Here is a 23,317-nt window from a genome sequence, read left to right as displayed (position 1 = left end):
GCGCGCTGCTTAGAAGCCGGGTGTGCCTGCATCCTCTGGATGTCGCGCCAGATGTTTTGCCTTGATCGTGGCGGAGGTGTCGCGCGTTCCGTCATGGCTCCAACCCGGCGGGGCAACGGCATACATCACCCGTTCACGCCACGTCAGACCCGGTTGGGCGATGTCGCGAAAGATGCCGACCCATTCGTGAAACGCAACCCGGATCGGGTTGAAGGTGCCAAGGTTCTGCACCAGCCCGTAATCGGGCCGCTCTTCCTCCAATTCGGGGACGAAGGTGCCGAACATCTTGTCCCAGATGATGAACACCCCGGCATAATTGGCGTCGAGATAGCGGGGATTGCGCCCGTGATGCACCCGGTGGTGACTGGGCGTATTCATCACCGCCTCAAACCAGCGGGGCATCCGCCCGATGGCTTCGGTGTGAATCCAGAACTGGTAAATCAGGTTGAGCCCGCCCACGAACAACACCATCGCCGGATGAAAGCCCAGCAGGATCAGCGGCGCCCGCACGATCATCATAAAGGTGAACGTGCCTGTCCATGTCTGGCGCAAGGCGGTGGTCAGGTTGTAGTGCTGCGACGAGTGATGGTTCACATGGGACGCCCAGACCCAGCGGATGCGGTGCCCGAACCGGTGCACCCAGTAGTAGCGCAGGTCATCCAGCACGAAACAGAGCAGCACAACCCAAACGCTGGTGCCAAGATTGAGCGGCGTGATGGCCCACAGCACCATGAAAAAGCCCCACGCGACAAAGCCCAGCAGGATACCGGACGCCACATTGCCCGCCCCCATGATCAACGACGTCACCGCGTCGCGCGTCTCGTACCGCCCGCCGCACCCCTTGATCACGATCCAAGCCAGTTCCACCGCAATCGCGGCGATAAACAGCGGCACGGCCCACTGCACCACGTCGGGATATGTCAAATCGCTCATCATATGCGCGCCATCCAGTCTGCCCATTCGGCCTGTTCATCTTGGGTCAAGGTCACGGTGACGCGCGGTGCGGCGTAATCCTTGAGGTACAATGTCACGCGGCCCCGGCGCACATGCGCCTCTTCTATGCCGTGCAGACGCCGCGCGCAGGTATCGGCACCCATCTGCCAGACCACGCCGCGCCCGTTATCCGTTTCCACGCGCGCAGCGCGCCCGTCGCTTGTGACATCCGTGCGGTCAACCCGGTCATCTGGAAACGCACGCAGCCATGCGCTGCGCGCGCTGGCTTGGGTCAGCGGCGGCGCTTTGGTCAGGCCCAGCAGATGCAGCGCAAGCGCAATGCCTGCGATCCCACCAATCACCAGAATGAGCAGAATGTGCAGCGGCACGCAGGACCCTCCCCACGGCCATAGCAGCGAAGCGGCGCGCGTTGGTCAAGCGTGGCGTTGCGTCAATGCAGGGCCCGTCGCATCGCGAAATTCGTGGGCAGGCCAATAAAGTCCAACGCCGGGGCGCTGGTGTCAAAACGGGCGCACTGGACCGACGGCAGATCGACGGCAAGCCGCCGCACGACGGCGTCCATCGTCACCTTTGCACTGCCATCCGCGGCGACAAAAGCGATCTTTTTGCGGCAGTCATTGCGGCGATAGATGCCGACAACAAGGCTCAGGACCGCGTCCAGTTCCTGCGGAGTGATCGTCACGTCCTCGACTTGCCGTGCGTCGCACAGCTCGTGGTGGTTGGGCGCGCTGAGAAAGTCCATCTCGAACTGGTCAAAAAACCCGAGCACATCCTGCAATCCGATGACACCGGAGTAGACCACGTGAAACATCTCTCTGCCCGGAAGGGGGCGGTACCATATGGGCATGAGAAACCTTTTGTGATTTTGGCGACGGAGTAAAGGAACACCTCCCGCATCGGACCCTTGCGACCGGCTTGGGCCACAAGGGCGCGGCGCGCTACTGTTCGGTCACGCTGATCAGCACGCCATTGGGTGAGGCGTGGCGGACAAGCCCCGTTTCAGGGCGAGATTGCGGCCAGCGCGCCTGTAACAGGCGGGTTTTCGGCATCCTTTTGATGTTGACGGCGTTCGATTGATTGCCTCCAAGGCAATGGTAATGGGTATCGTCCTCTGCCCAGTAGAACCCGACATGGCCTTTCCAACTGTCGGGGCTGGTACGCCAGAACACCAGAACGGAGCCGAGTTGTGGCAGGGCTTCGCGGCCATAGCTGCCCCATTTGCGTGCGCCCAACGGGTTGCTGGGCAGAGGGTCTTCGGGCACGCCGGTGGTCATGCAATGGGCGACAAACAGGCCGCACCACGGCACCTCGTCACTGGCAAATCCGATGTCCAGCGTGTCCGCCCAATCGTCGATCACCGCGTTGCTTTGCCCCGGAGCCGTGTTTTCGCGCACGCCGATCAGGCGCGCGGCTTCGGACAGCCATGTCATCTCGGATGGGATCGAGGTGTCGGCCTGGGGCGCGCGGGCGCTTTCGCCGAACAGGGCCGCGCGGGTGTTCGGCCCGACGATGCTGTCAACGGTCAGGCCTGCGCTTTGCTGAAATGCCCGGATCGCGGCTCGCGTCATAGGGCCCATGGCTCCGTCAATCGGGCCGGGGTCAAATCCCTTGTCTCTCAATGCCGTTTGAATTGCGCGTACGCTCATAACAAAATTCCTTTCTGTGTAATAAGAAGGAACTTTAGCAAAAAAGACGCGGTTTGATTACTACTTTTACTGGTGGCTTCGGTGCGATGGCTGCGCGTCGTGCGTCTGCAAGGACCGGATCTGATCCATCTTTGGCGCTATCAGTGTGCGGATCAGCGTTGCGAGACGTGGACAATACGGCACTTCAGGCGTTTATCCAGTTCGAGGATCTTGCGGGTCGATTCCGATGCACTGGCGCGGGTTTTGGCTGCGCCGGTCTGACATTCCAGCAAAGCCTGTTCCTGCGCCGATGCCGGGTTGGATTAGTTGATGGACCACCCAAAGCTGGAGCTGTCGTCGATCGCGAAAGCACCGAGCGGTCCCGTTTTTCGCCGTTTCGTGAACGGCCCTTGAAACGACTTTTATGCGCCCTGACCGATCGTCGTGCCCGTCCTTTTCGGGTCATAGTCCCGTGGCAGTGAATAGGCGTATTCGAAACAGGCATCGGGTTGTGACGAGCGCCCCCGGCACAGCGTCATGGCGTCGCTGCGTGCCTGTTGCAGAGTGTGCATACCCTTGACGGACCCCTAGGCACGGTCTTGAAGGGAATTAAAAATGATGGCGCCAAAATAGTTCGGGTTCTTGCGCCATTGGCGGAATTCTTTCCTGCTTTTGCGTCCAATGTCCTGCGCGCTGACCACTTGAATCTGTCGACCGGTTTTCTGCAAGATCACGGCGTCTGACACCGCAGCCGTTGCAGCCAAAGCCGAGACGAAAGCAATCAAAAGACCCAGTTTGGACATGCAGTGCCCCACATATCTCGGTTTTCCGGGATGACGCTATTGCGCGCCATGATTGCAGTCAATTCCGGTGTGGTGCGCTTTAGCTGTCCCCGTCACCGATCAGAGCGGTGATCACCGCCTTGGCGCTGTCACTGGACCAGTCCGCATCGCCACGCAGACGTGCGATTTCGCGCCCCTCTTGGTCGATCAACACGGTGATTGGCAGGCCGAAAATGCCCATCTGTGCCGCAAGCTTCTGTTTTGGGTCTTGGTGACGGGGCAGGTTGTCGACGCCGATTTCGTCAAAAAATTTGACGATTGCGACCGGGTTGTTGCGGCCCGTGGCGATGGTGACGACCTCGAATGTGTCGCCGCCCAGTTCCGTCTGCAACTCCGCCAGCATCGGCATCTCATGGCGGCAGGGCGCGCACCATGTGGCCCAAAAATTCACCAGAATATACTTGCCCGCATAGTCCGACAGGCGGCCTTCGCCGGCACCATCAGCGAGATCATAGCTGGCGCTCGACACCGCTTCGGGCGTGGTATGGAACACCAGCTTTTTCATGTCGCCCTCGCGGGCGGCCATGGCGGCATCGACGTCCGCAAGCGCAGGAATTGCGCCCAAGCTCAGGGCCATGTAGACGGCGGCAGCAATCGTTTTCTTCATAAACTCTTCCTCAGGGGCGTGCGCATGACCGACAAAACCGCAAATACCATGTGGGGCGGCCGTTTCGCGGCAGGGCCCGATGCGATCATGGAGGCAATTAATGCCTCGATCGGATTTGACCAGCGCATGGCGTCCCAGGATATCGCGGGTTCGCGCGCCCACGCCGCCATGTTGGGCGCCACGGGCATCCTGAGTGATAAGGATGTTAAGTCGATCCGGGAAGGGCTGCTCACAGTCTTGTCAGAGATCGAAGGCGGCACCTTTGCCTTTTCCACCGCGCTTGAGGACATTCACATGAATGTGGAGGCGCGGCTGAAGGAGCTGATTGGTGAACCGGCGGGCCGTCTGCACACGGGTCGTTCGCGCAACGATCAGGTGGCAACGGATTTCAAACTGTGGGTGCGGGACCAATTGGACGCGGCGGATGGCGCGCTGGTGTCGCTGATCGCGGCACTGCTGGATCAGGCAGAGGCGGGGGCCGATTGGGTCATGCCCGGCTTTACCCACCTGCAAACCGCGCAGCCGGTCACATGGGGTCACCACATGATGGCCTATGTGGAGATGTTTGGCCGCGATCTGTCTCGGGTGCGGGATGCGCGCGCGCGGATGAACGAGTCGCCCCTTGGGGCAGCGGCGCTTGCCGGCACGTCCTTTCCCATCGACCGGCAGATGACGGCAGAGGCGTTGGGTTTTGACCGGCCCGCTGCCAATTCACTTGATGCGGTCAGTGACCGCGACTTTGCCCTCGAATTCCTGAATGTGGCCAGCATCTGCGCCATGCATCTCAGCCGTTTTGCCGAAGAACTGGTGATCTGGTCGTCGGCCCAATTCCGCTTTGTCACGCTGAGTGACCGGTTCTCCACCGGCTCTTCCATTATGCCGCAAAAGAAAAACCCGGATGCAGCCGAACTGATCCGCGCCAAGGTCGGGCGTATTTTTGGTGCGAACACCGCCTTGATGATGGTGATGAAGGGGCTGCCGTTGGCCTATTCCAAGGACATGCAAGAGGACAAGGAACAGGTCTTTGACGCCGCCGACAACTGGATGCTGGCGCTGGCCGCGATGGACGGGATGGTGCGCGACATGACCGCCAACCGCGACAGCCTTGCCGCTGCCGCAGGCTCCGGCTTTTCCACGGCGACCGATTTGGCCGACTGGCTGGTGCGCGTGCTGGGCCTGCCATTTCGCGACGCGCATCACATCACAGGCGCGCTTGTAGCGCTGGCGGAATCCGAGGGCAAGGACTTGCCTGACCTCACGCTTGAGCAGATGAAAACCGCGTATGACGGCATCACCGCAGAGGTGTTCGACGTTTTGGGCGTGGAAAATTCGGTGAATTCGCGTACATCTTACGGGGGTACTGCGCCCGTTCAGGTGCGCGCGCAGGTCGCCCGCTGGAAAGAGGTGTTGTCAAGATGATCCGAGCTGTTGCCCTCCTGTCGTTCTTGGCGCTGGCTGCATGTGGCGCGGATGGCGAACCTGTGCAGCCCGACGCCAGCATCGGTATTGGCATCGGGTCTGGTGGCGTCCACGCCGGTGGCACCATCGGTGTCAGCAGCGGGCCGCTGCGTATCGGCGTCAGTCTGTTCTGAGGATATGAGCCCGCTGCGCGCACTCTATCTGGGCCTTGCCATATGGGGCTCCATCCACCCGATGTTTTATTTCATCCGGTGGTTCAACGAAAATGGATACAGCCTGTCGGCCATGGTTGATGCGTGGCATGTGAACGATGCCACCAGCGGGCTGGTTTGGGATCTGACCGTCGCCGCTGTCGCCCTTACGGTCTGGATCATCGCCGAGGTGGCCACGCGGCGGAACTGGCTTGCCCTTGTGGCGATCCCCGCCACGTTCTGTATTGGCGTCAGTTGCGGCTTGCCGCTCTATCTGTTCCTGCGCTCGCGGCCGGTGACTTAGATTTTTCCGAAAAACGGAAACAATCACGCCCCATTGTTGCCAAAATCGCCACTTACGCTGATCCCAACGTGAAGACAGGCAAGGCGACAGGCAATGACCGATACGAGCATGGACGCGCCAAAAGGCGCATTGTTGGACGGGCCAGAGGCGGCCACATCGGCAAACACACCGGTGATCGTGCAGGTGGCGAAACAATACGGGGTCAGCCCGTTGCGCCAGCTGCGCGAAAGTTGGTCGATGCGGGGCGGCGCCCAAAAGCTAGGCTCGAACGAGTATTACAGTCTTGGGCTGTTTGATCCTGACATGCCACGCGCGGCCAAACGTGCTTTTGTTGGGCAAAAGGGTATCAATGCGATCAACGCCCGTATGAACCCGCCCGCAGCGGTGCCGACACGGGCCTTTGTGGGCAATAAGCTGCTGTATACCCAATTGCTGGAACAACTGGGCATCGCAACCGCCCGGACCCAGGCCCTTGTCAGCACGCACCGGTGCGCAGGCCAGATGCGCGTGTTGCGTGATGCGGCCACCCTTGCGGCGTTTCTCGAAGACGGGGCACGCTATCCGCTGTTTGGTAAACCGCATCACGGGTCGCTGTCCGAGGGGTCTGTGCGCCTGACAGGGTGCGCGGGCGGTGTGTTGCACATCGCCAATGGCGACACGCGACCGGTGATGGAATTCGCAGAAGAGATCATGCGCCGCTATCCCGGCGGATTCATTCTGCAAAGCGCGCTTGATCCGCATCCCGACATGGCGCACATCGCTGGCCCGGCCATTGGCTGCGTGCGCGTGGTGACCATCAATGACGGTGACGGGCCAACCCCGGCCTATGCGGTCTGGAAACTGCCCGCACCGCGGGCCATGTCCGACAATTTCTGGCAGGCGGGCAGCTTGCTGGCGCATCTGGACCTTGAGACGGGCGCTGTGACGCGCTGCGTTATGGGCACCGGTCTGGCGCAACAGGACATGCCGCAGCACCCCGTATCCGGCGCGCCCATCGTGAGCCGCACGATACCGCATTGGGACGACACGCTGCGCATCGCTTGCGACGCTCACGCGGTGTTCCCTGAATTCGGCATCTGTGGCTTTGACATCGCCGTGACAGCTGATGGACCCAAGGTTCTGGAATGCAACGATAATCCGTCGCACAATCTCTATCAGATCGGTGCCGGGCGGGGGCTATTGTCGCCCGACCTTGCACCCCTGTGGGACCGTGTGGCTGACCGTCAGGCCAAACAGCTTGCACGGCTCAAGAGCAAGTGACCAATTGATCCCGGGCCTTCGCGCGGGTATGCGCGGGCCATGGATCATTTTCTGTACCAAAACGGCGTGTTGCACGCCGAAGATGTCCCACTGCCTGAGATCGCGGCAGCGGTTGGCACGCCGTTCTATGTTTACTCGACCGCGACGCTGCTGCGCCACTTCACCCTGTTCGACGAGGCGCTGAACTGGACCGATCACCTCGTGTGCTACGCGATGAAAGCGGCCTCCAACCAAGCGATCCTCAAGACGCTGGCGCAGGCGGGGGCGGGCATGGACGTGGTGTCGGGCGGTGAATACCTCCGCGCCAAGGCCGCAGGGGTGCCCGGAGACCGCATCGTGTTTTCCGGCGTCGGCAAAACCGCCGAAGAGATCCACATGGCCCTGACCGGCGGCATCCGCCAATTCAACGTCGAATCCGAACCCGAAATGGTTGTGCTGAACCGTGTCGCGGGCGAGGTTGGCGTGACCGCGCCCATCACCATCCGTGTCAACCCGGATGTGGATGCCAAAACCCATGCCAAGATCGCAACGGGCAAGTCCGAGAACAAATTTGGCATCCCCATCGCCCGCGCCCGTGAAGTATATGCGATGGCCGCCGCGATGGAGCATCTCGACGTTATCGGCATCGACGTCCATATCGGCAGCCAGTTGACCGAACTGGGCCCGTTTGAGCAGGCGTATCTAAAGGTGGCGGAACTCACTGAACAGTTGCGCGCCGACGGGCACGACATTCGCCGCCTTGATCTGGGGGGTGGCCTTGGCATTCCCTACACCCGCTCGAACGAAGCCCCGCCGCTGCCGATGGAGTTTGGCGCGCTGATCCAGCGCACCGTGGGGCATCTGGGCTGCGAGATCGAGATTGAACCGGGCCGCCTGATCGCAGGCAACGCCGGGCTGATGGTCAGCGGTGTCATCTACGTCAAATCGGGCGAGGGGCGGGATTTTCTGATCCTTGACGGTGCGATGAACGATCTGATCCGTCCCGCCATGTACGAAGCCTATCACGATATCATTCCCGTTACCGAACCGGCACCCGGCACCGAACAGGCCCCTTTCGACATTGTGGGACCAGTTTGCGAATCGGGTGATACCTTTGCCAAACAGCGCATGATGCCGCCTGTGGCTGCTGGCGAGCTTGTCGCGTTCCGGTCTGCCGGGGCATATGGCGCGGTAATGAGCAGCGAATACAACACGCGGCCCCTAATTCCGGAAGTTCTGGTGAAAGGTGATCAATACGCAGTGATCCGCCCACGCCCGACCTTTGACGAAATCATAAATCGAGATACCATCCCCGAATGGCTGTAGGCGCTATGGTGCGCCGCGCCCTGCGAGGACCCATATGGCCGATCAGACCCAGACCGATCTGCGTGACCGTCTCAAAGGGGCGCGCCTTGCGCTGAACCTGACATGGGCCGGGCTGCTCAGTGAACGGCTGACCCTCGCGCTATGGCCTTTGATCGCCGTCGTGCTGGCGGTGCTGGGCGTGCTGATGCTGGGCCTGCAGGACCTTGTGGGTGTTGAACTGGTCTGGGGCTTTGCCGTCTTGGCTGTGGCCGGCGCGACCGCCGCCTTGGTCTACGGCCTGCGGATCTTCCGCCTGCCCAGCCGTGCCGAAGCGATGGTGCGACTGGATGAAACCATGCCGGGACGCCCGCTGCGGGCGCTCATCGACACCCAAGCCACCGGCGATACCGATCCCGCCTCACTCGCCGTCTGGAAGGCGCACAAGGCCCGAATGCTGGAGCGCGCGGCACAGGCCAAGGCGGTGGGCGGCGATCTGCGCGTGTCGCGCCGCGACCCATATGCGCTGCGCTATCTGGCGGCGCTGGTCTTTGGCGTGGCATTGATCTTTGGCTCGATCTGGCGCGTGGGTTCTGTGGCAGAAATGGCACCTGGCGCGGGCGGTGGCCTTGCCTCTGGTCCGGTTTGGGAAGGCTGGGCCGAAAGCCCCCGCTACACAGGCCGTCCCACCATCTACCTTAATGACATTGCCGAAGGCCCGCTGGCGGTGCCCGTGGGCAGTCTGATCACCTTGCGCATCTATGGCGAGGTGGGCGCGCTGACTGTTGCCGAAACGGTGTCGGGCCGCACCGGAGAGGTGCCCCCGGCCTCCGCCCCGGAACAGGATTTTACGGTCGTCCAGTCAGGTGAGATCGCCATAAACGGCCCCGGTGGCCGCACATGGGACGTGGCTGTCATCCCGGATGCCGCGCCACAGGTCAGCATCTTGAGCGCCCCTGATGCGTCTGCACTGGGCGAAATGACGCTGCCGTTTCAGGGCATTGATGATTACGGCGTCGAGGCGGGCGAGGCGCGCTTTGCGCTTGATCTGTCGGCGGTAGACCGCCGCCATGGTCTGACCATCGCGCCTGATCCGCGTCCCGAACTGACCGTGGCCCTGCCCATGCCCATTGCAGGCGACCGCACCGCGTTCGAAGAAAGCCTGATCGACGACTTCTCCGAGCATCCGTGGGCCAACCTGCCTGTGGCTATGACGCTCAGTGTGCTGGATGCTGCCGAACAGCAGGGCGAAAGCGAACCACAGACCTTTGTCTTGCCGGGCCGCCGCTTTTTCGATCCGCTGGCGGCCGCGATCATCGAACAGCGCCGCGACCTGCTGTGGGCGCGGGACAATGCGCCACGGGTGGCGCAGATGCTGCGCGCCGTGGCCTTCATGCCCGACGATGTCTTTCGCAAGGAAGTCGACCAGTTGCGCCTGCGCCGCGCCATCACCAAACTGGAAACGCTTGCCCGTTACGGGCTGACGGACGAACAGCAAGAGGACGTGGCCCGCGACCTCTGGGATCTTGCCCTCGGCATCGAGGAAGGCGACCTGTCCAGCGCGTTGGAACGACTGCGCCGTGCCCGCGAACGGCTGGAACAGGCGATGCGCGACGGCGCAAGCCAATCCGAGATCGAAGAATTGATGCGCGAACTGCGCCGCGCCACCGACGATTATATGCGCCAACTGTCCCGACAGGCGCAGCTGGACGATGAGGCCAACGAAGAAAACCGCGGCCCCAGCAACTCCGAAACCATGCAGATGAACCAAGACGATCTGCAACGCATGATGGACCGCATTCAGGAACTGATGGAGCAGGGCCGCATGGCCGAGGCTGAACAAGCGCTGCGTGAACTTCAGGAAATGCTTGAAAACATGCGTGTCACCCAGGGCGAAGGCGGCGAGGGCCAGCAAAGTCCGGGTGAGCAGGCGATGGAAGGCCTTGCAGAGACGCTGCGCGAACAGCAAGGCCTCAGCGATGAGGCATTCCGCGATCTGCAAGAGCAGTTCAACCCGAACGCCCAAGCCGGTGAAAACCAAAACAATCAGGGCCGCAGCGGCGGTCAGGGTCAGGGACAGGAACACAGCCAGCAGGGCGGCCAGCAAGGCCAGGGCGAACAGGATGACGGCCAGCAGGGCGGCAGCGAAGGTCAGGAACAGGCCGAAGGCGAGGGGGGCGGCGACGGCGCGCTGGCCGACCGCCAGCAGGCGCTGCGCGACGAACTGCGCCGCCAGCAGGGCAGCTTGCCCGGTGCGGGCACGCCCGAAGGCGACGCCGCCCGCGATGCGCTGGACCGGGCGGGTCGCGCGATGGACGGGGCCGAAGAGGCGCTGCGCAATCAGGACTATGCTGAAGCCATCGACAATCAGAGCCAGGCGATGGAAGCCCTTCGCGAAGGGATGCGCGCGCTGGGTGAGCAAATGCAGCAACAAGCGCAAAATGGCGAGCAAGGGCAAGGCACCAGCGAAGCCGACCGCCGCGCCGAAGCGCAGGATCCTCTGGGCCGCGAGCCGGGGTCAAATGGCAGCACCGGAACCGAGGAAAGCCTGCTTCAGGGCGAGGATGTCTATCGCCGGGCGCGTGATCTGCTGGACGAAATCCGTCGCCGCGCAGGTGAAGGGGAGCGGCCGGATCAGGAACTGGACTACCTCAAACGGCTGCTTGACCGGTTCTAGGTACTAGGACAGCGTCATTCGCTTTGGATCGCGGCGGCGTCCAGCATCAACAGGAGTTGCTGTACCTGCCCGTCTAGCCATGACCGCGCAACATCCACTTGCGCCACATAAGCGCTTAGATACGGGTCAGCCTGCGGCACTGCCTGCGCGATCTGCGGCGCAAAGATGTAAAGCGCGGCGAGAAACGCAGCGACAAAAACCATCAGCAAAAACCCGCGCCGGAACCCGCCGCGTTTCGGCGTCTGTTCGGCGGTGTCTGGGCTGGGTTCGGCCATGCGCTGCTCGCGCTCGCCCGAGGAGCGCAGTGTTGAATTGATCTCTTCGATATCGGGCAGCAACTCGCGTCGCGATCCAACGGCGGCGGCGGTTGCCACCGCTTCTGTGGCCTCGACCGGATCCACGGGCGGTGTTTCACCGCGCAGCCGGGCCATACGCTCACGCGCTTGGCGGGCACGCCGGTCGCCCTCGCTTTCGGCGGAATCAAGGCCCAGATCGGGCTGCGTCTCAATCCCGGCACCGGCGCGCGCCTGCGCTTCGCGCTCGGCCTCTTCGCGCAGAATGCCTGCGACGTCGGGGTCAATGATGCGCTGTTGCGGCTCGGGTGCGGGTGGCGGCGGGGGAGCCGGTTCCGGCTCGGGGTCCAAATCGGGCGCTGGCGCAGGGGGTGGGGGTGGCACGGCGTCTGTCCGTTCCTCGTCCTCGACTGGATCGTCCTCAGGATCGGCAAGGTCGGGGGGCAGGTCGGCAGGGGCCTCTTCGGCGGGCGCATGGTCGGGATGATGCTGGAACCACGTCTGGCCACAATTGGAACATTGTACATCACGGCCTTCGGCCGGAATAACGTCGTCGACCACCTCATATTGCGCATCGCAATTTGGACAGATTAACCGCATCGCTCGCCCCAACCCTCTTTTTGGCAACCATATGGCTCAACGCGCGCGCAGAAAAGCGGGAACTGCCCAAGCGCGCGGCAGGCAATCAGATTGAAACGCGCCTGATGCTGGGGCACAACAGGGGCAAGAACGAGGGGACAGGCGTGATCGAGCTGGAAAATGTAGCCTACAGCTACGGCGGGGGTGAGCTTTTGTCGGATATCTCCGTCAAATTGGCGCCGGGGTCGTTCCATTTTTTGACCGGGCCGTCAGGGGCGGGCAAGACGACGTTGCTCAAGCTGTGTTACGGCGCATTGTTGCCGACGGCAGGGCATGTGCGCCTGTTCGAGGCCGATGTGCGGGGACTCAATCGCGACGACGTTGCGCTGATCCGCCGCCGGATCGGTGTGGTGCATCAGGACGTACAATTCCTCGACCATCTGCCGGTGGCCGACAATATCGCGCTGCCGCTGACCGTGTCGGGACGCCACGCCGAAGCGGGGGGCAGTGATCTGAACGAATTGATGGGCTGGGTGGGTTTGCAAGATCGTGCCGCGGCTCTGCCGCCCGAGTTGTCGGGGGGCGAACGCCAGCGCGCGGCGCTGGCGCGGGCTGTCATCATGTCACCGGAGGTGGTGCTGGCGGACGAGCCTACGGGCAACGTGGATTGGGACATGTCACAGCGCCTACTGACCCTGCTTGTGGAACTGAACCGCATGGGAAAAACGGTGCTGATCGCGACACATGACCTCAGCCTGATCCGCGCCGCCAAAGCGCAGGTGCAGGCGCGCGTTCTGCGCATTGCCAACCGGCGTGTGCAACTTGCGGGGGCGGATCTATGAAGCTGGATCTTGCGCAGTTGCGCGCGTTGCTGGCGGGTGACCGGCAGGCCGACAGGGTGGTGCCGCCATCGGGGTACACAGCACAACTGACCCTGTTTGCCGCCGGAGCAATGGCGTTTTTGGCCGTCTTTGCGCTGGCGCTGTCGCTTGCGGCGGGACGGCTGGCGGAACGATGGGGTGCAGAGCTTGCCCACACCGCGACCCTGCGTATTGTCGCCCCGGCGGACCAACGCGCCGAACAGACCGCGGCGGCTTTGGCCGTTCTTGAAACCACGCCGGGTGTGGCGGAGGCGCGTGCGCTGACGGATGCGGAACAGGCGGCGCTTCTGGCCCCGTGGTTCGGGGCTGATCTGCCGCTTGACACGCTGCCCGTGCCGCGCCTGATCGAGACGAAGACCGAAAGCGGATTTGACCCCACGGGCCTCAGTCTGCGGCTGGCAGCCGAAGTGCCGGGTGCCGTTCTTGATGATCACGGGCGCTGGCGCGCGCCGCTCGTGTCTGCGGCAAGTCGGCTGCGTGTTTTGGGCTGGGTGGTGGCGCTGCTGATCGTGGCTGCGGTTGCTGCCATGGTGACGCTCGCCGCGAACGCGGCGCTGGCTGCAAATGCGCAGGTTATTGCGGTGTTGCGCCTTGTCGGGGCCACTGACAGCTATATCGCCAACGCATTTGTCCGGCGGTTTACCCTGCGCGCCCTGTCCGGGTCGGCGGTGGGTGTGATCGTCGGGCTGCTTGCTGTGTGGCTGATGCCCACAGGCAGCGCGGATGCGCCGGGCCTTTTGACCGGTATCGGGTTTCGTGGGGCGGGCTGGCTGGTGCCGCTGATGGTGCCGCTGGTGGCCGGTCTTGTCGCCTTGCTGGCGACCAACACCGCTGCGCGCCGCGCACTCGGAGGGTTGACCTGATGCTGCAACTGATCCGTTCGACCACCTTTGTCGGACAAATCTACGTCATGATGCTGGTCATCGGCCTTGTCTTTGCGCCTTACGCCATCATCAGCCGCCACGGCGCCCGCGCCGCCTGCAAAAGCTACAGCCGCTATGTGTTCTGGACGATGCGGTGGTGGGTGGGCATCCGCGCCGAAGTGCGCGGAGAGGTGCCGCAGGGCGAGGTGCTGATTGCCGCAAAACACCAATCCTTCCTTGATATCATGATGATCTTTACCGCGCTGCCGTCGGCCAAATTCATCATGAAACGGTCGATCCTGTGGACGCCGATCATCGGCCTGTATGCCAAACGGCTGGAATGTGTCCCGGTGGATCGTGGCAAGCGGGGTGCCGCCATCGCCAAGATGGTTGAGGACGTAGAGGCCGGGCGCGCCAATCCGGGTCAGCTTATCATCTACAGTCAGGGGACCCGCGTCGCACCGGGGGTCAAAGCGCCTTACAAGGTTGGCACCGCCGTGCTCTACGAGCAGTTGGGCCAGCCTTGCGTGCCGGTGGCCACCAATGTGGGCGTGCTTTGGCCGCGGACGGGACTGCGACGGACACCGGGTCTGGCTGTGGTGGAATTCTTGCCCGCTATCGAACCGGGCATGGAACGTGAAGCGTTTCTGGCGCATCTAGAGGACGTTGTCGAAACAAGATCTGACGCGCTGATGCGCGAATTGGGGTACGATCCGCATGGAGTACATTGAAGACATCGCGGCGCTTGAGGCGCTATACGGCACACCCGGCCAACCGTCATTGCGCAAGGTGGCGGACCATCTGACGCCGCTTTACCGCAAATGGATCATGGCCGCCCGGTTTGCGGTGCTGACGACCGTGGGCACGGGCGGCACCGATGGCAGCCCGCGCGGAGACGACCGCCCGGTCGTGACCGAGCTTGATCCGCGCACCTTGGCCATGCCGGACTGGCGCGGCAACAACCGCTTGGATTCGTTGCGCAATATCGTCTCTGACGGGCGTGTGTCGCTGATGTTCATGGTGCCGGGATCAAACACGGTGGTGCGCATAAACGGCCTTGCCCGGTTGACAGCGGATGCCGATTTGCGCGCCCGGTTCGAACGTAAGGGCCGCCAACCTGCAACCGTCATCGTGATCCGCATCTCCGAGGTTTATACCCAATGCGCCCGCGCCGTGATGCGCGCGGGGCTGTGGTCCCGCGACGATTCCGATGGTTTGCCAACACCGGGCGAAATTTTGTCCGAGGTGTCTTCGGGCGAGGAAGGCGGAGCGGAATATGACGCCGCGTGGCCTGCACGCGCCGCCAAATCCATGTGGTAGATCTGCCATCTGATGCAGAGGGCGGGCCGGACATCAAGGCTGTGTTCCGGCACCGCGCAGTTGTGATGGATTAGGGCAGCAGGACCGCGTCAATGGCGTGGATTACACCGTTCGAGGCAAAAATATCCGGCTGGATCACGTTGGCGTTGTTCACTTTCACGCCCGTGCCGACCTTGCCCACTTGGCCATTCACGTCCAGCGTGCCGCCCTGAACCGTTGTGACCTGCTGGCGCGTGCCCAGTACGTCCCCGGCGGTGATCTGGCCCGGCACCACGTGATAGGTCAGGATGCTGACCAGTTGATCCTTGTTTTCAGGCAGCAACAGGCTGTCGACCGTGCCCGCGGGCAGTGCGGCAAAGGCGTCGTTGGTCGGTGCAAAGACGGTGAACGGGCCGGGCCCCTTGAGCGTGTCCACGAGGCCCGCGGCCTGTACGGCGGCGACCAGCGTGGAGAAGTTGGGGTTGCCAGCAGCGATATCGACGATGTCGTCACCCGCAGGCTGCGCGCACGCGCCCAGTGCGACAAGAGCGGCGCCACCGCCAATGAGTTTCAACGTATTGCGACGGTCCATGATGTGATCCTTTGAAATGCGTCCGAATGTGGGTTCAGCAATGCCACATGCAGATCACATTGAAAGGGCCTGCACGCGGTTGCGTACGGACAAACGTAGCGGTGGGCAGGAAAGTTCCAGCACGGGGGCCGCTGGCGGGCGGTTTCCCGCCCGCCATGCCGTGCGGAAGCGTCCGAAGGGACGCAAGATTACATGTGTATGGCACCTTGACCGCAGGCCAGGGCAGCTTCGCGCACCGCCTCGGAATAGGTCGGGTGGGCGTGGCAAGTCATTGCCAGATCCTCGGCCGAGGCGCCAAACTCCATCGCCACGCAGACCTCGTGGATCAGATCGCCAGCACCGGGGCCGATGATATGCGCGCCCAGAATGCGATCGGTTTCGGCGTCGACGAGGATTTTGACAAAGCCGTCTGCGGCAAAATTCGCTTTGGCCCGTCCGTTGCCCATGAAACTGAACTTGCCCGCCTTGAACGCGCGACCCGCGTCCTTGAGGCTCTGTTCCGTCTCGCCCACATTGGCGACCTCCGGATGCGTGTAGATCACGCCGGGGATCACACCGTAGTTCACGTGCCCATGTTTGCCCGCGACCACATCGGCGGCGGCGACGCCCTCATCTTCGGCCTTATGTGCGAGCATCGGCCCGTCGATCACGTCGCCAATGGCGTAGATGCCTTTGACGTTGGTCTGCCAGTGGGCGTCCACCTTGATCTGGCCACGCTCCGACATCTCAATGCCCAGTGCATCCAGACCCAGACCGTCCGTGTAGGGCTTGCGCCCGGTGGCGACCAGCACCACGTCGGCATCTGCCACGTGGTCGCTGTCATCCTTGCGCAGCTTGTAGTGGACCTTGGCCTTTGTCTTGGTCGCCTCAACCTTTTGGACGGCGGCCCCCATGGTAAAGGTCAGCCCCTGTTTGGTCAGGATCTTTTTGAACTGCTTTTGCACTTCGGCGTCCATGCCGGGTGTAATCGCGTCGAGGAATTCAATCACCTCAACCTCTGCGCCCAGACGGGCATAGACAGACCCCAGTTCCAGCCCGATCACACCCGCGCCGATCACCACCATTCGGCGCGGGACCTTGCCCAGCTCAAGCGCGCCGGTGGAGGTCACGACAACCTTTTCATCCACCTCAACGCCCGGCAGCGAGGACGGCTCGGAGCCGGTCGCGATCACGATGTTTTTGGCGTCATGGACGTCGTCGCCCACTTTGACCTTGCCCGTCGCAGGAACGGATGCCCACCCTTTGATCCAGTCCACCTTGTTCTTCTTGAACAGGAATTCGATGCCGGAAGTGTTTTGGCCAATCGTGTCCATCTTGTAGGTCTGCATCTGCTTCCAGTCGACCGACGGTGCCTTGCCCTTGAGACCCATGGTGGCGAAATTATGCTCGGCCTCATGCAGCATGTGCGAGGCGTGCAGCAGTGCCTTTGATGGGATGCAGCCGATGTTCAGGCAGGTGCCGCCAAGGGTCTCGCGCCCCTCAACCACGGCCACCTTGAGGCCGTTTTGTGCCGCACGGATCGCGCAGACATAGCCGCCCGGGCCGGAGCCGATCACGATGAGGTCGTAAGATGCCATGGGTCAGGTCCTTTTTATGAGGTTGGAACCGGGGCGCTGCCCCGGACCCCGGAGTATTTGGAAAGAGAAGAAGGTCATATCAATGCTGCCACCAGCATGATGACCGTGGCGGAAAAGCCCACCATCCAGATGTAACTGCGCCATGGCACCCAGCCAAAGGCATAGGCCGGTACGTAGAGAATGCGTGCGGCGAGGTAGATGAAGGCGCAGGTGGTCGTCACGGCAGAGGACTGGTCCGACAGGGTGATCACGACGCAGGCGATGGTAAAGAGGATCAACCCTTCGAAATGGTTGCCCAAAGCGCGATAAAGCCGTGCGGTGCGCGGGCTTAATTGTTCTTCCAGCCCGCCCTTGTCGCGGGTGCCGAGGGTGCGGCCCTGACCCAGTTCGAGATTTGCCGGCACGGACATCAGCACGAACTGTATCACCTGCAGAAGGGCGGCGAGGGTGAGGGCGGTCAGTTCCGGCGTCATGGGCGGCCCAGCTCCCCCTTGTGAACGAGAATGACGAGGACCGCAGTTTGGGCCGCGAGTGTGACCGGGTGGCGCAAGACACCTGCGAGCGTCAGAGCTTGACCTTCGAAAGGGTCGGCACCGAGGATATAGTGCAGTCTGTAGGCCAGCACGTGAACGACAAAGAGCCAGAGCGCCGCCGTTGCGCGTAGCCATAGCGCCAGTGCAATGGCGATGGGCAAGGCGAGTGCCGGGGAGATCCGAAAGAGGCCCGGCAGGCCGTCCTGCAACTCTGCCACCATGCGAGGCAGGTTGAAGATGACGAAGTCATAAAGCGCAAACGCCGCGGCAATAGACGCCGCCGCGGTCGTCATCCAGTAAAGGGTGCGCGCCGGGCTCATGCGCCCAGCAGCGGCAGGATCATGAGGACAAGACCGCCAAGCGAGGCAAACCACGCAACCGAACGCACCATCGGCACGCCAGAGGCGTAGGCGGGAATGTAGGCGACGCGCGCCCAGAACCACAGCGCTGCACCGGTTGCGGTGGTGGCGGAGCCAAGGTCAGTCACCTTGAGCATCAGGGCGAGGGCCATAAAGGCGGGAAGCGTTTCGAGGTAGTTCTTGAGCGCGCGCTGGATGCGCCCTGCGACAAGGTTCTGGTCCCGGTGTTCATCCTGCGGGCCAAGCGCCCAGCCGAGGCCTTTGGACAAGTCGGAAAACGTCGCCTGTAGGATCGCATGGGCGATCAGCAGGATAACGGCATAGGTCAGGTAGGTGAGTTCGGGTGTCATGCAGGCCCTTCCATGATTTTGAGGCCATTTCCGCTGGGGTCCTCGCATTCGAGGCTGCGGGTTCCGTCGGCATTTTCGTGGATTTGCGCCGTGACCAGCGCCGCGATGCGGTTGCGCACGCCGTCCAAATCCGGGGCGGAGAGGTGGAAATCCAGTGACCCGCCCGACGCCCTGTCACCACCGCCCTTGCCCGGCACATAAAGCGCGAGACCCGGCGCGGGCGCGCCGAACTGCGCCCAGCCGTACTCTTCGGCGACAAAATCAGCCTCTTGTCCCAACAGCGCTGCGTAGAAGGGCACGGATGTGGCCAGATCGGTCACCGGGACTTTCAAGAGGGCGAGGTGCAGGGACATGGGATCACAAATCCATCAACAACCGCCGCGGATCTTCCAGGGCTTCTTTGACGCGGACAAGGAAGGTCACAGCGCCTTTGCCGTCCACGATGCGGTGATCGTAGCTGAGCGCGAGATACATCATCGGGCGCACCACGATCTCGCCGTTCACGACCATGGCGCGGTCCTGAATCTTGTGCATACCGAGGATACCGGATTGCGGTGGGTTCAGGATGGGCGACGACATGAGCGAACCGTAGACGCCTCCGTTGGAGATGGTGAACGTGCCGCCCTGCATCTCTGCCATGGACAATTTGCCGTCACGCGCGCGCGCGCCCTTTTCGGCAATCGCCGCCTCGATTGCGGCGAAACTCATGCCATCCGCATCGCGGATGACTGGCACGACGAGGCCCGTGGGTGTGCCTGCGGCGATGCCCATGTGGACGAAGTTTTTGTAGACGATGTCGGTGCCGTCAATTTCGGCGTTTACCTCCGGCACTTCTTTTAGGGCGTGGCAGCACGCCTTGGTGAAGAAGGACATGAAACCCAGTTTGATCCCGTGTTTCTTGAGGAACAGATCCTTGTATTCATTGCGCAGAGCCATCACGGCGCTCATGTCCACCTCGTTATAGGTGGTGAGCATCGCCGCGGTGTTCTGGCTGTCCTTGAGGCGTTTGGCGATGGTCTGGCGCAGGCGGGTCATCTTGACCCGTTCTTCGCGGGCGGCGTCATCTGCGGGGACCGGGGCGCGGGGCGCTGCGGCAGCGGCGGCAGGGGCCGGTGCGCTGGCGGCAGCGGCCACAGCCTTGGCTACGTCATCTTTCATGATGCGTCCGTCGCGGCCCGTGCCAGTGACCTGATCGGCCGACAACCCGGCTTCGGCCATCGCTTTTTCGGCAGATGGCGCGTTGGAGATATCGGTGCGTCCACCGCTGGCCGGAGCGGCGGCCGCCGCGGGGGCCGCTTCGTCTGGTTTGGCCACGGGGGCCGCGCCGGAGGATGAGATCACCGCAAGCTTGGCGCTGGCATCCACCGTGGTGCCTTCGGGGGCCGTGATCTCGGCCAGAACACCGGCGGCGGGGGCGGGCACTTCGACGCTGACCTTGTCGGTTTCCAACTCGCACAGCATCTCGTCCTGCGCGACGGCGTCGCCCACGGCCTTGAACCATGTGCTGACCGTGGCCTCGGTCACGCTCTCGCCAAGTGTCGGCACCATCACGTCAACGCTGTCACCTGCCGGGGCCGCCTCTGGTGCCGCAGGCGCGGCCTTTTCGGCAGGGGCAGCGGCGGCTTCGCCACCTTCGGCGATGGTCGCCAGCAGGGCATCGACGCCCACGGTCTCGCCCTCGGCGGCGACGATATCACCCAGTGTTCCGGCAACGGGCGAAGGCACCTCGACCGTGACCTTGTCGGTTTCCAACTCACACAGCATTTCATCCACAGCTACAGCATCACCCGGCTTTTTGAACCAGGTGGCGACGGTGGCTTCGGTGACGCTTTCGCCCAGGGTGGGTACGCGAACTTCGGTGGTCATGGTCTTATCCTTCGATGGTCAGCGCGTCGTTCACGAGGGCTGCTTGTTGGGCTTTGTGTTGGCTCGCCAGACCCGTGGCGGGCGAGGCGGATGTGGCGCGGCCCACATAGAGGGGCCGTGTGTGCTTGGCCTTGATGCGGCTCAGCACCCATTCGATATTCGGTTCGATAAAGGTCCAGCCGCCCTGATTTTTGGGCTCTTCCTGACACCAGACCATCTCGGCCCCCTTAAAGCGCTCCAGCTCTTTGACGAGGGAGATTGCGGGGAACGGGTAGAATTGTTCGATGCGCATCAGATAGATGTCGTCGATCCCGCGCGCATCGCGTTCTTCGAGCAGGTCGTAATAGACTTTGCCGGAACACATCACGACGCGCTTGATCTTTTTGTCGGCGACCAACTTGGTGTCCGAATTGCCATGCTCGGCATCGTCCCACAGCACGCGGTGGAAGGACGACCCATTGGTGAACTCTTCGGCCTTGGACACCGCCAGTTTGTGACGCAACAACGATTTGGGCGTCATCAGGATCAGCGGCTTGCGGAAATCACGGTGGATCTGGCGGCGCAAGATGTGGAAGTAGTTCGCCGGCGTCGTGCAGTTGGCGACGATCCAGTTGTCCTGACCGCACATTTGAAGAAAGCGCTCCAGTCGGGCCGAGGAGTGCTCCGGCCCCTGGCCCTCAAAGCCATGGGGCAGGAGGACGACGAGGCCCGACATCCGCAGCCATTTCGACTCGCCCGAACTGATGAACTGATCGAACATGATCTGCGCGCCGTTGGCAAAATCGCCGAACTGCGCCTCCCACAGGGTCAGCGCGTTGGGTTCAGCCAGCGAATAGCCGTATTCGAAGCCGAGCACCGCATATTCGCTCAACATCGAATCGATCACTTCGTACTGGGCCTGACCCTGCCGGATCGCGTTCAGCGGGTAATAACGTTCCTCGGTCTCTTGGTTCACGAGACCAGAATGGCGTTGCGAGAATGTCCCACGGGTGGAATCCTGCCCGGCCAGCCGCACCGGATATCCTTCGGTCAGCAACGAACCAAAGGCCAGCGCCTCACCGGTGGCCCAGTCAAACCCCGCACCGTTGTCGAACATCGCCCGGCGCGCGTCCAGCAACCGGCCCACCGTTTTGTGGAGCGGGAACCCTTCGGGCACCGATGTCAGCGCGACGCCCACCTGTTCCAGCGTTTCCTCGGCAATCGCGGTCTTGCCGCGCTCATATTCTTCACCGTTCTTGTCGAGATGTGACCACTTGCCGTCCAGCCAGTCGGCCTTGTTCGGTTTGTAATCCTTCCCGGCTTCGAATTCGTCGTTCATGCGGGCCTGAAAGGCCGCTTTCATGTCCTCGATCTCGCCCTCGGGGATCAGTCCGTCCCGCACCAGACGTTCGGTGTAAAGGGTCAGCGTTGTCTTGTGCGACTTGATTTTCTTGTACATCACCGGGTTGGTGAACATGGGCTCGTCGCCCTCGTTATGGCCAAAGCGGCGGTAACAGATGATGTCGATGACCACGTCCTTGTGGAATTTCTGGCGGAACTCGGTTGCCACTTTGGCGGCATGGACCACAGCCTCCGGGTCATCTCCGTTCACGTGGAAAATCGGCGCTTCGACCACCAGCGCGTTGTCGGTGGGGTAGGGGGAGGAGCGGGAAAAATGCGGCGCTGTCGTAAACCCGATCTGGTTGTTGACCACGATATGCATCGTGCCGCCCGTTTTGTGCCCCTTGAGACCAGACAGCGCAAAGCATTCCGCGACCACGCCCTGCCCGGCAAAGGCCGCATCGCCGTGCAACAGGATCGGCATCACGGTTGTCCGGTCGTGGTCGTTCAACTGATCCTGCTTGGCCCGCACCTTGCCCAGCACAACAGGGTTCACCGCTTCGAGGTGGCTGGGGTTCGCAGTCAGCGACAGGTGTACTTCGTTTCCGTCAAACTCGCGGTCTGACGAAGCGCCGAGGTGATATTTGACATCGCCCGAACCATCCACGTCTTCGGGCTTGAAGCTGCCCCCCTGAAATTCATTGAAAATCGCCTTGTAAGGTTTGGCCATCACGTTGGCCAAAACGCTCAGACGGCCCCGGTGCGGCATCCCGATGACGATGTCCCTAAGACCCAGCGCGCCGCCGCGTTTGATGATCTGTTCCATCGCAGGGATCAGGCTTTCGCCGCCATCAAGGCCGAACCGCTTGGTGCCCATGTACTTAACGTGCAGGAACTTCTCAAAACCCTCGGCTTCGACCATCTTGTTCAGGATCGCCTTGCGCCCTTCGCGGGTAAAGGCAACTTCCTTGCCAAAGCCCTCAATCCGCTCCTTGAGCCAACCGGCTTCTTCGGGGTTGGAGATGTGCATGTATTGCAGCGCGAAGGTGCCGCAATAGGTCCGATTCACGATCGCGAGGATTTCGCGCATCGAGGCGACCTGCAAGCCCAGCACATTGTCGATGAAGATCGGCCTGTCCATGTCGGCTTCGGTAAAGCCATAGGATTTCGGGTCCAGTTCCGGGTGCGGGGTCTGGTCACGCATTCCCAGCGGGTCCAGATCCGCCACGAGGTGCCCCCGGATGCGGTAGGCGCGGATGATCATCAGGGCGCGGATGCTGTCCAGTACGGCGCGCTTGATCTGATCGTCACTGACACTCACGCCTGCTTCGGCGGCCTTGGCTTTGATCTTGTCGCCCGCCGCCTTTGCCTCGGGCTCCGGTGCCCATTCGCCGGTGAGTGCCGCGGTCAGATCATCGCCGGGCTGCGGCGGCCAATCGGCCCGCGCCCAGGACGGGCCTTCAGCCTCGCGTTTGACGCTAACCTCGTCATCGCCCATCGCTCGGAAAAACGCCTGCCAGCTTTCGTCCACCGCATTGGGATCGTTGGCATAGCGGGCATACATCTGTTCGAGGTATTCCGCATTGTGCCCCTGCATGAAGGACGAGGCATGGAACTGGTCGTTGGGGGATTGGTCGGTCATGGT

At 62.4% G+C, this 23,317-nt stretch carries 25 protein-coding genes; 10 read left to right on the top strand and 15 right to left on the bottom strand.

Features of this window, described 5'->3' with window-relative positions; genetic code table 11:
- Nucleotides 1-9: 9 nt before the first annotated feature.
- The 6 genes from Q1A85_RS11720 to Q1A85_RS11695 form a co-directional block, all read right to left on the bottom strand.
- Nucleotides 10-936: a sterol desaturase family protein gene (locus Q1A85_RS11720; RefSeq protein ID WP_299690182.1), complete on the bottom strand. Its 927-nt coding sequence runs from the start codon at nt 934-936 to the stop codon at nt 10-12.
- Complete coding sequence (locus Q1A85_RS11715; protein WP_299689048.1) at nt 933-1,322, bottom strand: hypothetical protein; 390 nt, start codon at nt 1,320-1,322, stop codon at nt 933-935. Before Q1A85_RS11715 ends, Q1A85_RS11720 begins: the two co-directional genes overlap by 4 nt.
- Before the next feature lie 62 nt (nt 1,323-1,384).
- Nucleotides 1,385-1,765, bottom strand: coding sequence for a hypothetical protein (locus Q1A85_RS11710; RefSeq protein WP_299689045.1), 381 nt, complete (start codon nt 1,763-1,765; stop codon nt 1,385-1,387).
- Nucleotides 1,766-1,892: 127 nt separating this feature from the next.
- On the bottom strand, nt 1,893-2,600 hold the full coding sequence (locus Q1A85_RS11705) for a TIGR02594 family protein (protein WP_299689042.1): 708 nt from the start codon (nt 2,598-2,600) through the stop codon (nt 1,893-1,895).
- Between the two features lie 566 nt (nt 2,601-3,166).
- Nucleotides 3,167-3,382 carry a hypothetical protein gene (locus Q1A85_RS11700; RefSeq protein ID WP_299689039.1) on the bottom strand — a complete coding sequence of 72 codons (216 nt, stop codon included), beginning with the start codon at nt 3,380-3,382 and terminating at the stop codon, nt 3,167-3,169.
- Between the two features lie 79 nt (nt 3,383-3,461).
- Nucleotides 3,462-4,028 carry a TlpA disulfide reductase family protein gene (locus Q1A85_RS11695; protein ID WP_299689036.1) on the bottom strand — a complete coding sequence of 189 codons (567 nt, stop codon included), beginning with the start codon at nt 4,026-4,028 and terminating at the stop codon, nt 3,462-3,464.
- Nucleotides 4,029-4,052: 24 nt separating this feature from the next.
- Between Q1A85_RS11695 and argH the strand changes: the two genes are divergently transcribed.
- The 6 genes from argH (at nt 4,053) to Q1A85_RS11665 (ending at nt 11,160) form a co-directional block, all read left to right on the top strand.
- Nucleotides 4,053-5,447 (top strand): argininosuccinate lyase, encoded by a 1,395-nt coding sequence (gene argH, locus Q1A85_RS11690; protein WP_299689033.1) that lies wholly within the window; start codon nt 4,053-4,055, stop codon nt 5,445-5,447.
- Nucleotides 5,444-5,620: a hypothetical protein gene (locus Q1A85_RS11685; RefSeq protein ID WP_299689030.1), complete on the top strand. Its 177-nt coding sequence runs from the start codon at nt 5,444-5,446 to the stop codon at nt 5,618-5,620. The genes argH and Q1A85_RS11685 overlap by 4 nt, the downstream gene beginning before the upstream one ends.
- A gap of 4 nt (nt 5,621-5,624) precedes the next feature.
- On the top strand, nt 5,625-5,942 hold the full coding sequence (locus Q1A85_RS11680; protein ID WP_299689027.1) for a DUF2834 domain-containing protein: 318 nt from the start codon (nt 5,625-5,627) through the stop codon (nt 5,940-5,942).
- Between the two features lie 93 nt (nt 5,943-6,035).
- A complete protein-coding gene (locus Q1A85_RS11675; protein ID WP_299689025.1) occupies nt 6,036-7,202 on the top strand; it encodes a sugar-transfer associated ATP-grasp domain-containing protein in 1,167 nt (388 codons plus the stop codon).
- A 39-nt stretch (nt 7,203-7,241) separates the two neighbouring features.
- On the top strand, nt 7,242-8,507 hold the full coding sequence (gene lysA / locus Q1A85_RS11670) for a diaminopimelate decarboxylase (protein ID WP_299689022.1): 1,266 nt from the start codon (nt 7,242-7,244) through the stop codon (nt 8,505-8,507).
- 34 nt (nt 8,508-8,541) lie between these two features.
- On the top strand, nt 8,542-11,160 hold the full coding sequence (locus tag Q1A85_RS11665) for a TIGR02302 family protein (protein WP_299689019.1): 2,619 nt from the start codon (nt 8,542-8,544) through the stop codon (nt 11,158-11,160).
- Between the two features lie 14 nt (nt 11,161-11,174).
- Here the strand turns inward: Q1A85_RS11665 and Q1A85_RS11660 are convergent, their stop codons facing one another.
- Nucleotides 11,175-12,053, bottom strand: a complete 879-nt coding sequence (locus Q1A85_RS11660) for a zinc-ribbon domain-containing protein (RefSeq protein WP_299689016.1) — start codon at nt 12,051-12,053, stop codon at nt 11,175-11,177.
- Between the two features lie 143 nt (nt 12,054-12,196).
- Between Q1A85_RS11660 and Q1A85_RS11655 the strand changes: the two genes are divergently transcribed.
- Genes Q1A85_RS11655 through Q1A85_RS11640 form a run of 4 tightly spaced genes read left to right on the top strand, consistent with a single transcriptional unit; the run spans nt 12,197 to nt 15,096 of the window.
- Nucleotides 12,197-12,874 (top strand): ATP-binding cassette domain-containing protein, encoded by a 678-nt coding sequence (locus Q1A85_RS11655; RefSeq protein WP_299690179.1) that lies wholly within the window; start codon nt 12,197-12,199, stop codon nt 12,872-12,874.
- Nucleotides 12,871-13,776, top strand: coding sequence for an FtsX-like permease family protein (locus Q1A85_RS11650; RefSeq protein ID WP_299689014.1), 906 nt, complete (start codon nt 12,871-12,873; stop codon nt 13,774-13,776). The genes Q1A85_RS11655 and Q1A85_RS11650 overlap by 4 nt, the downstream gene beginning before the upstream one ends.
- A complete protein-coding gene (locus Q1A85_RS11645) occupies nt 13,776-14,507 on the top strand; it encodes a lysophospholipid acyltransferase family protein (RefSeq protein ID WP_299689011.1) in 732 nt (243 codons plus the stop codon). The genes Q1A85_RS11650 and Q1A85_RS11645 overlap by 1 nt, the downstream gene beginning before the upstream one ends.
- Nucleotides 14,494-15,096, top strand: coding sequence for a pyridoxamine 5'-phosphate oxidase family protein (locus Q1A85_RS11640; RefSeq protein ID WP_299689009.1), 603 nt, complete (start codon nt 14,494-14,496; stop codon nt 15,094-15,096). The genes Q1A85_RS11645 and Q1A85_RS11640 overlap by 14 nt, the downstream gene beginning before the upstream one ends.
- 70 nt (nt 15,097-15,166) lie before the next feature.
- Here Q1A85_RS11640 and Q1A85_RS11635 read toward each other — a convergent pair whose 3' ends face one another.
- The 8 genes from Q1A85_RS11635 to Q1A85_RS11600 all read right to left on the bottom strand — a co-directional run bounded on the left by Q1A85_RS11635 (nt 15,167) and on the right by Q1A85_RS11600 (nt 23,314).
- The gene (locus tag Q1A85_RS11635) at nt 15,167-15,667 is read right to left on the bottom strand and encodes a fasciclin domain-containing protein (protein ID WP_299689007.1); all 501 of its coding nucleotides are present in this window, start codon (nt 15,665-15,667) and stop codon (nt 15,167-15,169) included.
- Between the two features lie 188 nt (nt 15,668-15,855).
- A complete protein-coding gene (lpdA, locus tag Q1A85_RS11630) occupies nt 15,856-17,244 on the bottom strand; it encodes a dihydrolipoyl dehydrogenase (protein WP_299689005.1) in 1,389 nt (462 codons plus the stop codon).
- Between the two features lie 74 nt (nt 17,245-17,318).
- Complete coding sequence (locus tag Q1A85_RS11625; protein WP_299689003.1) at nt 17,319-17,717, bottom strand: MAPEG family protein; 399 nt, start codon at nt 17,715-17,717, stop codon at nt 17,319-17,321.
- Complete coding sequence (locus Q1A85_RS11620) at nt 17,714-18,097, bottom strand: hypothetical protein (protein ID WP_299689001.1); 384 nt, start codon at nt 18,095-18,097, stop codon at nt 17,714-17,716. The genes Q1A85_RS11625 and Q1A85_RS11620 overlap by 4 nt, the downstream gene beginning before the upstream one ends.
- The gene (locus Q1A85_RS11615; RefSeq protein WP_299689000.1) at nt 18,094-18,486 is read right to left on the bottom strand and encodes an MAPEG family protein; all 393 of its coding nucleotides are present in this window, start codon (nt 18,484-18,486) and stop codon (nt 18,094-18,096) included. The genes Q1A85_RS11620 and Q1A85_RS11615 overlap by 4 nt, the downstream gene beginning before the upstream one ends.
- Nucleotides 18,483-18,839 carry a VOC family protein gene (locus tag Q1A85_RS11610; protein WP_299688998.1) on the bottom strand — a complete coding sequence of 119 codons (357 nt, stop codon included), beginning with the start codon at nt 18,837-18,839 and terminating at the stop codon, nt 18,483-18,485. Before Q1A85_RS11610 ends, Q1A85_RS11615 begins: the two co-directional genes overlap by 4 nt.
- A 4-nt stretch (nt 18,840-18,843) precedes the next feature.
- Nucleotides 18,844-20,352 carry a 2-oxoglutarate dehydrogenase complex dihydrolipoyllysine-residue succinyltransferase gene (gene odhB, locus Q1A85_RS11605; protein ID WP_299688996.1) on the bottom strand — a complete coding sequence of 503 codons (1,509 nt, stop codon included), beginning with the start codon at nt 20,350-20,352 and terminating at the stop codon, nt 18,844-18,846.
- Nucleotides 20,353-20,356: 4 nt separating this feature from the next.
- Nucleotides 20,357-23,314, bottom strand: coding sequence for a 2-oxoglutarate dehydrogenase E1 component (locus Q1A85_RS11600; RefSeq protein ID WP_299688994.1), 2,958 nt, complete (start codon nt 23,312-23,314; stop codon nt 20,357-20,359).
- Nucleotides 23,315-23,317 lie beyond the last annotated feature (3 nt).

It is taken from the genome of uncultured Tateyamaria sp. (genome assembly GCF_947503385.1).
Lineage (GTDB): Bacteria > Pseudomonadota > Alphaproteobacteria > Rhodobacterales > Rhodobacteraceae > Tateyamaria.
This window is presented reverse-complemented; position numbering and strand designations above follow the sequence as displayed.